Source organism: Oceanospirillum sanctuarii, from assembly GCF_002150805.1.
In the GTDB taxonomy this organism is placed as follows: domain Bacteria; phylum Pseudomonadota; class Gammaproteobacteria; order Pseudomonadales; family Halomonadaceae; genus Oceanospirillum; species Oceanospirillum sanctuarii.
The window spans coordinates 1-12,036 of record NZ_MTBA01000003.1 but is presented as its reverse complement, the minus strand read 5'-3'; the positions used below and the strand labels follow the sequence as shown (position 1 = coordinate 12,036).

Sequence of the window (12,036 nt, the reverse complement as noted above, 5' to 3'; positions counted from 1 at the left end):
TTGTAACCTAGATGGTTTGCCCACGACCTATAGCGGAATATACAAACCCTGCCTGCTGCGCCCGCTTTGGCGGATAAATATTACGTCCATCCAGTAACAAAGGAGTTTTCATACGGGTGGCAATTTCGGTCAGATTCAGGTTCCAGAACAGTTTCCACTCAGTTACCAGCATGATGGCATCGGCCTGTTCCGCAGCCTGCTCCGGACTGTCACAGAATACAACCTGACCGTCATCAGGCTTCTGTTCAGAATTTAACCGTATCTGTGCAGAGTTTAACCAGAGCTTCAGCGATTCCATCGCCATCGGGTCATAGACCTGAACCTGCACCCCGTGACTGAGCAGCGCCTGAATCAGAACCAGCGCCGGGCTACCGGCAATACTTGCGGTATTAGGTTTAAACGCGCAACCCCACAGGGCAACCGTACGGCCTTTGATTTCGGCATTAAAATAACGCCAGAACTTCTGAAACAGCAGGTCTTTCTGCTGTTCATTGATCTGCCAGACACTGCTTAACAGGCCGGAAGCCAGCCCTTGAGCGCTCTCTGTGGCTTCAAGCTCCTCACCCAGAAAACCGAGGGTATCCGTGAAGGCTTCGCCGCCAAAACCGCAGCCCGGGTAAAGATACTGATGGCCGATACGCGGATCAGCACCTATGCCCTGACGCACCGCTTCAATATCAACGCCCTGACGACTGGCGATATCAGCCAGCTCATTCATAAAGCTGATACGGGTGGCCAACATGCCATTGATGCCGATTTTGGTCAGCTCCGCCTCCCGGGCACTCATCACCATGGCAGCATCTTTACTGCGGTTAAATGGCGCCATCAGTTCACGGATTGCAGCAACACCTTCCGGTATATCACCTTCTGTTTTTGGGTTCTGACACAGGCGGCTGGCACCAATCAGCAAACGGCCGGAGCGGGTGAAACTCTCGAGTGCACGACCAGCTTCAATAAAAGAGGGCCAGTACAGGCAATCAATTTGTGCCTTAGTCTCACGGCCCTTGCAGGCATCCAGCAACATGCACTGCAGTTGATCTGTGGTACCCACTGCAACCGGTTGTACCAGAGCATAAATAGCGGACTCTGCCTGAACGGCATCAGAAAACATCTGCAGCGCCTGGAAACGCTGCTCTGCGGACAGGTTCGTGCGGGCATCAATCAGCAACTCACAGCTGTCAGCAGGATTAAAAACCGTATCCGCAAGGTCAATCAGCTGCAGGCGCCCCTGAGCCAGCTGCTTTTGCAAAAGACGCAGCAGGTCCAGCTCAGCCAGTTCACTGTGTTCATCCGGTAATTGTTTTGCCGCAATAACAACACGGCAGCCGGTTGAAGCAAGCACTGCCGCTAGTGTCCAGGCTTCTAAATTGTTGCCTAATACGCGTATATTCATTTTCCAGACCGTCCGTTCTGCCCACGAAGGTCGGCAATTCGCTCAGCCAACAACCGGGTTGAGCTGTCCAAACCTGCTTTACCGTCATTATCGCTCTGCTTTAACAACGGCTGCAGCTGAAGTGCAACCTGTTTGCCCAGCTCAACGCCCCACTGATCAAAAGGGTTAATACCCCAGATCATCGCTTGGGTGAACACCTTATGTTCATAACAGGCGATCAACGCTCCTAAGGTGTAGGCATCAAGCTGTTCCAGCAACAAGGTGGAAGAGGGCTGATTACCCGGATAATGCCGGAAGGGATTATCTGCAGGCTCCACCGCGGCATTACCCAGCGCCAGAACCCGGGACTGCGCCAGACAATTGGCAATATTAAGCTCATGCTGAGCAGTCAGAGCTTCGCCATGAGCCTGGTCTAACGAGCGGTCGTAACGCCGGGCTGCAAGAATAAAGTCAGCTGCGACCGGCTGGGTCCCCTGGTGCAGAAGCTGATAAAACGCATGCTGGGCATTGGCTCCAATCTCCCCCCAGAGCACAGGACAAGTGGCGTAGTCGATCGCCTGGCCATCCTGAGTCACCGACTTACCGTTACTCTCCATTTCCAGCTGTTCCAGATAAGAGGGAAAATACTTTAACCGGCCATCGTAAGGCAGAATGGCATGGGCACGGATATCCAGAATATTAACGTTCCAGACACCCAGCAACGCCATCATTGCAGGAATGTTTTCCAGAGCAGGCGCGGTGCGGAAATGTTCATCCATGGCATGGGCTCCCGCCAGCAGTTCACGGAAGGTGACCATACCCAGATCAAGCGCAATAGAACACCCTACCGCAGACCAGAGCGAAAAGCGGCCGCCAACCCAGGGCCAGAATTCCAGCTGATTTTCAGCAACAATGCCCCACTGGTTCATTTTTTCCACAGCTGTGGAAATACCCACAAAATGACAGCGTAGCATCAGAGCTTCATCCGGGCAGACACGGCTAAGCCAGGCCCGAACCGTATCCGCATTGGACAGCGTATCGATGGTCGTGAAGGATTTCGAAGCAATCAGAAACAGGGTTGTTTCCGGATTCAGGTGATCCAGCAGATCAAACAGCTGGCTGCCATCAATGGTTGAAGCAAAGTGAACACGCAGATTTTTAGCCTCCGGTGCCGCATACTCTTTCAGCGCCTGAGTCAGCATCAGCGGGCCCAGATCACTGCCACCTACGCCAAGATTGACCACATCGGTAATGCGTTTACCGGAAAAACCGCGCCAGACGCCACTGTGCACTTTATCCACCAGCCGGGACATACGCTGCAGCTGGTTTTCCACATCCTGATAAGCCTGTGGTTGTTTATCCGCCGGAACACGCAGCTGTGAGTGCAGTGCCGGGCGGTTTTCACTTTTATTCACCACCTCACCGCTAAACAGGTCTCGGATCGCTTCCGGAAGTTTCAGCTGGCAGAACAACTGTTCAAGAGCGGACAACACATCGTCATTAACCCGCTGTTTACTGTAATCCAACAGCATACCCGGGCCCTGCACCAGCATCTGCTGCGCCCGGTCAGAATCCGCTGCAAACAGATCTTTCAGATGCGGAACGGCAGAGGCTTTTTCCTGCAGCAATTTAAATACCGGCTGCTCAGTCAGTAACGGTTTATTCATGGAATCCAAACTTTACATCCTGCGAGAGCGCTCATGCTTAATCAATCAGACCCGCTTCACGCCCCAGAACCGTATTCGCCTGCAGCCAGCCCTGAATATAACCACAGTCAAAAGTACGCCCGCTCATACGGTAGGCTTCAACGGCACTGCCTTTAGCAATAAGCGCTGCAATAGCATCCGTCAGCTGAATTTCACCACCGGCACCCGGCTGGGTTTCAGCCAACAACTGCATAACCTCACCCGGCAGAATATAACGGCCTATAACAGACAGCTGACTGGGTGCTTCTTCTGGAGCCGGTTTTTCCACCATACCTTTTAACGCAAGGCTTTGCCCCGCCTCCGGTTCGCTGCCACAGCAATCAACAATACCGTACTGATTAACACGCTCTAACGGCACCTGCTCTACCATAATCTGCGCTGCCTGTGTTGCCTGATAGGTTTCAACCATCCACTTCAGATCGTTATTCGAATCTGTAACACCCGGCTGAGTCTTAACCAAAACATCCGGCAGAATCACAGCAAAAGGCTCGTCCGCATTTACCAGATGTGCCGCACAATAGATCGCATGCCCTAAACCCAAAGCCCGATCCTGGCGAACACTGGTCACTTTCAGCTGTGGCGGCGCAATCGCCCGCAGAGCTTCCAGCAAAGCGGTTTTTCCTTTGCGCTCCAGCTCGGTTTCAATCTCATAGTGGCTGTCAAAATGATCTTCCACGGCTGACTTACCACCGCGAGTGACCAGAATAATTTCGTTCAGGCCCGCTGCTATGGCTTCTTCCACCACGTGCTGAATCAGTGGCCGGTCTACCACAGGCACCATCTCTTTCGGGATCGACTTACTGATCGGCAACAGACGGGTACCCAGACCCGCCACAGGAATAATGGCTTTTTTTAATGTGGAAGACATAACAACCTCATAATGCGCGGTTTCGGATAATAAGTGCAATTCCTTGAGGGGTGGTCAAGCGGTATAGTTCGGCCATTTTCTCGCCAAAGGAAATTGCACAATGAGCTATATACACTTGACCGAAAACGAACGATACCAGATCTATTCATTAAAGAAAGCAGGCCTGAATCAAAAAGAGATTGCAGAACACATTGGTCGGAGCTTTTCTACGCTATCTCGTGAACTGGGAAGAAATAAAGGCTTCCGCGGATACCGCCCAAAGCAGGCTCACAAGCTTGCTGAAGAAAGGAAAAAGAAGGCATACAAAGCTACGAAAGTTACCCCAAGAATCCTTATATGTATTGAGGTCTTGATTCGTCAGGAACTCAGCCCTCAACAGGTGGCAGACTATCTGGCTAAGTATGCAGGTGTTGAGCTGCATCACGAAACGATCTATCAGATTATTTACCAGGATAAAGCACAAGGAGGAGACCTGTATCAGCATCTTCGAGTCGTCTTAAAACCTTATCGCAAGCGTTATGGTCGCTATGATCATCGCGGCAAGATTAAGAACAGGGTCTGCATTGAAAAGCGGCCTTTAATTGTTGATGAACGCAGTCGCATAGGGGATTGGGAGGGAGATACTGTGATCGGTGGAGGACGTAAAGGGGCCCTGCTAACCCTGGTTGAGCGTAAAGCCCTGTACACCATAATCGTCAGGCTCAACAGCAAGCATGCGGGAGACCTTGCGCAAGCTGCGGTCGATGCAATGACGCCTCTGAAAGACAAAGTGCATACGATCACCTTTGATAATGGGATGGAGTTTTCAGGTCATGAGACGATAGCTAAAGAGCTTAATGCTGAAATCTATTTTGCCCATCCCTACTCCTCTTGGGAGCGAGGTATCAATGAAAATACGAATGGCTTAATCAGAGAGCATTTTCCAAAGGGAACAGACTTCAACCAGGTTACGGATGATGATGTCCAAAGGGTGATGGATCGACTGAATAACAGTCCCCGAAAAACACGAGGATGTCAGTCACCGAATGAACTCTTTATGGCGCAGCGAGTTGATTTACTCGCTGCGTAAATTGGATTGCACTTATTACTTGAATCCAAGATGCATAAAAGCGATCCTGTGACCGCTTTTACTAAAATATCAAAAACAAGGATTAATGCAATTGGCCACTAACTTTGTCAGCGATTTTAGCTACTGGAGGCATAAGCAAATCCACCAGATCTGAAGAAGGCTTAAAACCACTGACCGCTTTTTGCAGCAGAGCACGGGCAGAGGCACAGTCATTCTGCTTTTCGTAATCAGACAGTTTTTGCAAATACTGCTGCAGTGTGAGGCTATCCAACAGCTCTTCATTGGCCCGCATGATTTTTTCATGGCCGGTACCGGTTACATTGTCACCGATCAGCAGCTCTTCATAAAGCTTCTCACCGGGGCGCAAACCGCTGAAAACCACCTCAATATCCCCTTGGGGATGGCTCTCATCTTTCACCTCAAACCCGGACAGGTGAATCATGCGTTTTGCCAGATCAACAATTTTAACCGGCTGCCCCATATCCAGTACAAAAACATCGCCGCCCTGAGCCATGGCTCCCGCCTGAATCACCAGCTGGGATGCTTCAGGTATAGTCATAAAAAAACGGGTAATCTCCGGATGGGTCACCGTTAAAGGGCCGCCTGTCTCAATCTGCTTACGGAACAGAGGCACAACAGAGCCGGATGAGCCCAGTACATTACCAAAACGCACCATACTGAATACCGTGACCGCGGACTCTACGGCCAGGTCCTGCACAACCATCTCAGCAAAACGCTTGGTAGCCCCCATAACATTGGTGGGGCGTACCGCTTTGTCGGTAGAGATAAGCACAAAATGCTGTACTGCAAACTCCTTGGCCAGTTCAGCAACCGTCTGCGTACCCACAATATTATTGCGGATGCCTTCAAAAATATTGTGTTCAACAATAGGTACGTGTTTATAGGCCGCCGCGTGATAAACGGTATGCACAGGATAACGTTGGAACAGCTCCTGCAGACGCTGTCGGTTACAGACAGAACCCAGCACAGGCAAGACGCGTAGGTTAAGGGAGTGCTCAGCAATCAGTTTGCACAGCTCCTGCTCAATCGCATAGAGAGCAAATTCACTCTGCTCATACAGAATCAGAGTGTCAGGTTTTGCCTTAACAATCTGGCGGCACAGTTCTGAGCCGATAGAGCCACCGGCACCTGTTACCAGTACTGTTTTTGCTTCAATACAGGCGGTGAACAGCTCTTCTTTCGGCGGCACTGGGTCCCGCCCCAGCAAATCCTCGAGATCCACCTCCTGTAACTGATCCACACTGGCACTACCGGCCAGGATTTCCGGCATAGAGGGGATAGTCTGCACATGTATCGGGAAAGGGGACAAGCGATCCAGCACGGCTTTACGTTGCTGCTTACTGGCATTAGGCAGGGCTAGCAGCACTTTTTTAATGCCATGGTCATCAACAAGCTTTTGAATATCCTGCGGCGGGTGCACACGGATACCCTGCACAGTATGCTTCCACAGGGCTTTATCATCATCGATAAAAGCCACCGGGTAAAATTCATGACCCGGCATTAAAGCAGACGCTAACTGAGTACCGGCACCACCGGCACCATAGATAAGTACGGCTTCTTTCTCGGTAAAGTGCTTAATCAGCCACTGATAATAACTACGCACCAATACACGACTGCCACCAATAAAAACCAACAGAACCAAGGCAAAATTGATAGGTACAGAACGGGGAAACCCCTGCAACTGCAGAGTATAAGCCAGCGACCAGAGCAGCAGAGCCATAACCGCAGCCCCTTTAGCCACGGCGACTACCGCCTGCCCACCCATAAAGCGAACCACAGCACGATACAGCCCCAGCTTGGCAAAAATCAGAATACCCGCTGGAATGACCGCAACAAACATCCACCAATGAAGCTGCATCTCTTTGAGTGACATAATCTCACCCAGACGCAACGCCCAGGCAGCCCAGAGTGCCAACGGAATCATAACAATGTCCGCGGCAATCATTATCGCTTTTTTGCGGCTACGGCTTAGAGTAGAGACTTTTTGATGGAAGTGCCGAGGCATAAAGTGGTCGCCTTAAAACAGTTAAAACAAGAAGCTCAGAAATACTGAAGGGAACTACTCACCCAGTACAGCAGAAACAATATCAACCAGAACCTGACATGTTTTATCCACTTCACCTTGAGTCAGTGTTGGGTGCACTAGGAACATCAGGCTGGTTTCGCCCAATATCTTTGCTATAGGCAAGGGTTCCCTCGGACGCCAGCCTGTATTGTCGAAAGCTTTTTCGAGATAAACCTCCGAGCAGGAGCCAGAGAAACAAGGTACACCTGCGCCATTTATCCGTTGCATAATCTCGTCACGCTCAGCCTCAGTACCTTCAACAAACACATAACACTTGTAAGCGGCATGTATGGTATCAGAAGGAGTTTCCGGCACACGCAGTCTAGGTAAGTGCCTGGCGGTATCCCAGATTTTCTCACTATAAGATAAGCGTTTCTCGTGCCATTGCGGCATACGCTGCAATTGAATTCGACCAAGAACCGCTTGCATCTCTGTCATCCGCCAATTGGTACCAAAAGATTCATGCAACCAGCGGAAGCCCGGTGGGTGTTCGCGCTCATAAACCGCTTCCCAGCTTTTACCATGATCTTTAAACGACCACATACGGGACCAGAGCTCATGATCATTGGTGGTGACCATACCGCCTTCGCCGCCAGTGGTCATAATCTTGTCCTGACAAAACGACCAGCAACCCACATGCCCCAGAGAACCAACAGAGCTGTCTTTATATCGGGCACCGTGCGCCTGAGCACAGTCTTCCACAACATACAGATCATACTCTTCTGCCAGAGCGATAATAGGATCCATATCACAGGGCCAACCTGCCAGATGCACGCAAACAATAGCTTTGGTTTTATCAGTCAAAACAGCCCGGATAGTATCTGCCGTAATATTTTGTGAGTCTGCATCCACATCTGCAAATATAGGCACAGCACCAGCATTAACAATACTAGAAACCGAGGCAAGAAACGTACGAGAGGTAACGATGACTTCATCACCAACACCAATGCCCAAAGCCTGAAATGCCAAATCCAAAGCGACCGTCCCATTCGCTAAAGCTATGGCATACTTGCTATCAGAAAATTCGGCAAACTCCTTCTCGAACAGCCGCCCCTCCTGCCCAGTCCAATAGTTGACTTTATTTGATAATAAAACATTGCTTATAGCATCGGCTTCTTCTTGAGTGAAAGAAGGCCAAGGAGAAAAAGGTCCGTTTAACATTATTACTTTAATACCTTATGCGTTAATGTTTTATTTTAGCTGGTACACCGAATGCTTTAGTGTTGTCTGCAATATCTGATACTACGACACTACCAGCACCGATAAGGCAGTCTTGGCCTATAACTACGCTTTGGATAATGGATGAGCCTATACCAACCCAAGCCCCTTTTTTTACTTGAACTCCTCCTGAGAGCATCGTTCCAGGACAAATGTGGGCGAAATCCTCTACATTACAATCATGATCAACACATGCGCCAGTATTGATAATAACTCCACTACCTATTTGGCTGCCAATATTGATGATTGCCCCCTGTACAATCAAGCTACCATAACCGACTTGAACAGATGGACTGATAATTGCTCGAGGACTTATCAATATAGCCAAAGATGCACCTGCATCTATAAGTGCTGTTTGCTTATTGGCTCTGATCTGATTATTACCAATGCTAACGAATATACTGTCGAACTCATTTAGGCGCTCAAACAACGCGAGCTCATTACCGACGATAGGCCAACGACCACATTGAGTTTTTTCGCCATACTTATTATCAAAAAAAGATATATCATCCCAACCGATTTGCTCGGCAATCTCTGCTGCTACTTTTCCATGGCCCCCTGCACCGTATAATGCAAGCCTTTTGGTTGATTGAGACATGTTTAGCTCCAGAAAATAGCAACGCTAAGTATAATAGTTTTACCGAGAGCATTGATTTGCAAAGATTTATTCCTAGTCAATAGTACGTAATACTGAAAAGGCTTCAGCAGCCATCACCCCTACAGCGGCACCACGTAATCGCGCTTGATGTTCTAAGGCTTGCAAAGAACGACTATTAGGAAAAGGTTTTAATTGAGAGTTAAAGCTGCTCATTGCTGCAAGCTTTTTGGTTAGGAAAGTCCCACTGATATCGACAAATTTATTAGCGATAAAAACCGCATCCGCAGAAGGATGTCCCCATTCTGTTTCTGAGAGAGTTTCATAGGCAAAGACATGCTTTACTGTTTGACCAGGCACTGGACGGGTAGCCACTAAAGCCGCATTATATATGGCTCCATGGTCAAGATGCAGATCACCTTTATGAGGCACATAGACGATATGAGCTTGAATCTCGCGAATCAGCTGATTGAGTGTAGAAGCTATCTTGTAGTTTGGGTATTGCTCAAGTTGCGGAGCGGGCATATTGTAGAAAAATGTTTCTGTTACATCGAGCAGTTGGTGGGCTTTTTTCGCCTCTGCCCTTACCTCGTCAATTTGCTCTTGTTTAAACAGCTCAGGTGCACCTAGGGCTGCATTGGTCATAATCGCAACATATACGTTATAACCTTGAGCTCTGTGCTTGGCAATCACGCCACCACAGCCGAGTACTTCATCATCAGCATGAGGGGCAATAACTAACACGTTGGCCATATTAAATTCCTATCGCTTGTTTAATTGCGGCTAATTCTTGAAACAGATGATAAATTTCCAACTGGCTATCAAACCCAAGTTTTTCACCGATCTTTGGCCGATCTCCACCACATTGATAGCGATCTATCCACAACAACCCTTTGCCAGTTTGTATCAATAGGCTCTCCTGCTCCACCTTCAGCACCCTGCCTATGATGCCTTGGATGTTAAGCGTCTGCTCCAAGCGACACGATAGGATCAGCATTTTCTCTTTCTTGAAAAAGCTAAAGGCACCGGGGTGCGGCGGAGCTGCAGCTTTAATGATGCGGTCTATCTGCACGGCGGGCAGTGACCAGTCAATCAAACCATCTTCGGGTTTACGGATACCGTATTCGCTCGCTTGACTGTGCTCTTGAGCCACTGGAGCCCAAATACCCTGTTTCAGCTGCGGCAGCCACTCATCTAAAGCTGAGTCAATAGCTACTAAAATCTTTTGCTCAACAGTTGTGGCATCATCTAATGCAGTTACCGCAAAACGCTGTTTAACAAAAATAGGACCGGAGTCAGCGATATCGTTGATCACAAAAAAATTTGCTGCGCCATCTTGCTGATTGGCCACCAGCCAAGCAATGGGAGCACGGCCTCTACCTTTCGGTAAGTCTGTCGGATGAAAGCCTACAACCCCAAGTTTCGGCGCCTCGATAATGCGCTGGCATACCAACTGAGAGAAGCCCACAACAAACAGCACATCAAGCTCAGCCTGTTCGATTAGCTCTGCATGGTCGTTGATTTTGACAAAAGGCACATAGTTAAGGTTATAGTCTTCACAGACACTGCGCATATTGGTCAGACCGCTGACATTTTCCGCATTAATCGGTTCAAACCCCATAACTAGCGTGATGTCGAATTGATGTTTGATCAGCGATTTCAAAGTCACCATAGTGCTGTTGACAGCGCCGACAATGCCTATTTTCATTTTTTACCCCATTGCTCGCCTAAGATCACAATCAGCACTGTTCTAAATAAAATCTTGATGTCTAACACCAGTGATAAATCATCGACATACTGGCGGTCTAGTTGCCAACGTTCAGGCCAATCAAGATAAATATTGCCTCTCACCTGAGCGAGACCAGTCAGCCCTGGTCGCACTTCCAAGCGTCTATGGCCATCGCTATTAAACGAAGCTTGTAATGAAGGCAAACAAGGTCTTGGGCCAACTAAGGACATATCGCCGCTAAGCACATTCAACAGTTGTGGTAGTTCATCAATTTTAAAACGTCTGATCCAATGACCGATTGCCGTGATCTCGTCACTACCTTGGTGAACCTGTACTGACAAGTCGCGTTTGGCATTAGTCATAGAGCGAAATTTATACAGTTTAAACACTCGGCCACGAAAGCCTAAACGCTCTTGAGTGTAAAAGATAGAGCCTGATGAAGAGAGCCTAATGCCAAGTATTACCAAGATAAACATTGGTGATAACAGCAAGATCAAACTAGCTGCCACCACAATATCCAACAAACGTTTAAAAATTGCATACATAAGGGATTTACCAGTATATTTTAATCTCAGATCAACTAGTGGTTAACCACAGAGCAAACTGATCCGATAGTCTGTTTCTATCAAACTCCTGCCCTGCCAAGGCTCTAGCATTCAGTCCAAGCAGTTGAAGTTGTGTTTTATCCTGCAGCGCTTTTTCAAGAGCATCGGCAAATAGCTTAGGGGCTTCGTGGTTCAACAGCAAAGCCACATGATGCTGTTCAATCATTCCCGCCAACCAGCGCGGGTAATTATTGATCACTGGCAAACTGGCGGCGATATAGTCAAAAAACTTATTCAGTGAGGTCTGGAAATAAAATGCTGGCACATCAGCTAAGATCTGCATGCCAATATCCGCACTACCCAACAGACTCGCCAGCTTTTTCTTATCGACTGGAGGGCGGAAGATGGCATTATCCAACCCCAGCTTGGCAATGTCATCGCCCCATACTTTTGGGAATTTCCGGCCTCAGGTCACGCATCTCAAAGTCAAAACTCTTACTGCGAAAGATTTCCGCAACGATCCCAGGAATTCCCGGCCGTCAAAAGTACCGTCGTTGCAAACAACAGGTCATTAGCTTCTTTAAACTCTGCTGCAAACCCGAATTACCACCAGCGTAAATCGCCAACCATGGTCACTTGATGACCTAAAGGAATAAGCTTAAGGGTATTTCATAGAAGAGAATATCAGTAACCATCTTGGGTAAAAATGCTGGTAGAAGTTCGACACCTACATATTAATAACAGTCAACTAATGTCGTGATGCGGCATTTATCTGATTTCAACTTCTAAGAAACCTCTAAATAACTCATCTACCAACCTCTTTGTTGCTGATTATTGAGCCTCAGCGC

11 protein-coding genes are annotated in these 12,036 nt (G+C 48.5%); 1 reads left to right on the top strand and 10 read right to left on the bottom strand.

The annotated features are described in order from the left end of the window. Positions 1-7: 7 nt before the first annotated feature. The 3 genes from BV405_RS03860 to BV405_RS03850 are packed head-to-tail and all read right to left on the bottom strand — an operon-like array spanning position 8 to position 3,946. On the bottom strand, positions 8-1,393 hold the full coding sequence (locus BV405_RS03860) for a nucleotide sugar dehydrogenase (protein WP_086479567.1): 1,386 nt from the start codon (positions 1,391-1,393) through the stop codon (positions 8-10). Then, positions 1,390-3,039: a glucose-6-phosphate isomerase gene (pgi, locus tag BV405_RS03855; protein WP_086479566.1), complete on the bottom strand. Its 1,650-nt coding sequence runs from the start codon at positions 3,037-3,039 to the stop codon at positions 1,390-1,392. The genes BV405_RS03860 and pgi overlap by 4 nt, the downstream gene beginning before the upstream one ends. A gap of 37 nt (positions 3,040-3,076) precedes the next feature. After that, a complete protein-coding gene (locus BV405_RS03850; RefSeq protein WP_086479565.1) occupies positions 3,077-3,946 on the bottom strand; it encodes a UTP--glucose-1-phosphate uridylyltransferase in 870 nt (289 codons plus the stop codon). Between the two features lie 100 nt (positions 3,947-4,046). Here BV405_RS03850 and BV405_RS03845 point away from each other — a divergent pair, with 100 nt between their 5' ends. Beyond that, positions 4,047-5,015: an IS30 family transposase gene (locus BV405_RS03845; RefSeq protein ID WP_086479564.1), complete on the top strand. Its 969-nt coding sequence runs from the start codon at positions 4,047-4,049 to the stop codon at positions 5,013-5,015. Between the two features lie 82 nt (positions 5,016-5,097). Here the strand turns inward: BV405_RS03845 and BV405_RS03840 are convergent, their stop codons facing one another. The 7 genes from BV405_RS03840 to BV405_RS03810 form a co-directional block, all read right to left on the bottom strand. Beyond that, entirely contained in the window at positions 5,098-6,960 is a 1,863-nt protein-coding gene (locus BV405_RS03840) for a polysaccharide biosynthesis protein (protein ID WP_245832231.1), read from the bottom strand. Positions 6,961-7,095: 135 nt separating this feature from the next. Continuing rightward, complete coding sequence (locus tag BV405_RS03835) at positions 7,096-8,262, bottom strand: DegT/DnrJ/EryC1/StrS family aminotransferase (RefSeq protein ID WP_086479563.1); 1,167 nt, start codon at positions 8,260-8,262, stop codon at positions 7,096-7,098. A 22-nt stretch (positions 8,263-8,284) separates the two neighbouring features. Beyond that, on the bottom strand, positions 8,285-8,917 hold the full coding sequence (locus tag BV405_RS03830) for an acetyltransferase (protein ID WP_086479562.1): 633 nt from the start codon (positions 8,915-8,917) through the stop codon (positions 8,285-8,287). Between the two features lie 72 nt (positions 8,918-8,989). Next, positions 8,990-9,667: a PIG-L deacetylase family protein gene (locus BV405_RS03825; RefSeq protein WP_086479561.1), complete on the bottom strand. Its 678-nt coding sequence runs from the start codon at positions 9,665-9,667 to the stop codon at positions 8,990-8,992. A 1-nt stretch (position 9,668) separates the two neighbouring features. Next, positions 9,669-10,622, bottom strand: coding sequence for a methionyl-tRNA formyltransferase (locus BV405_RS03820; RefSeq protein WP_086479560.1), 954 nt, complete (start codon positions 10,620-10,622; stop codon positions 9,669-9,671). Beyond that, positions 10,619-11,188: a sugar transferase gene (locus tag BV405_RS03815; RefSeq protein ID WP_086479559.1), complete on the bottom strand. Its 570-nt coding sequence runs from the start codon at positions 11,186-11,188 to the stop codon at positions 10,619-10,621. The genes BV405_RS03820 and BV405_RS03815 overlap by 4 nt, the downstream gene beginning before the upstream one ends. Positions 11,189-11,219: 31 nt before the next feature. Further along, positions 11,220-11,552 carry a glycosyltransferase family protein gene (locus tag BV405_RS03810; RefSeq protein WP_140054458.1) on the bottom strand — a complete coding sequence of 111 codons (333 nt, stop codon included), beginning with the start codon at positions 11,550-11,552 and terminating at the stop codon, positions 11,220-11,222. Between the last annotated feature and the right edge of the window lie 484 nt (positions 11,553-12,036).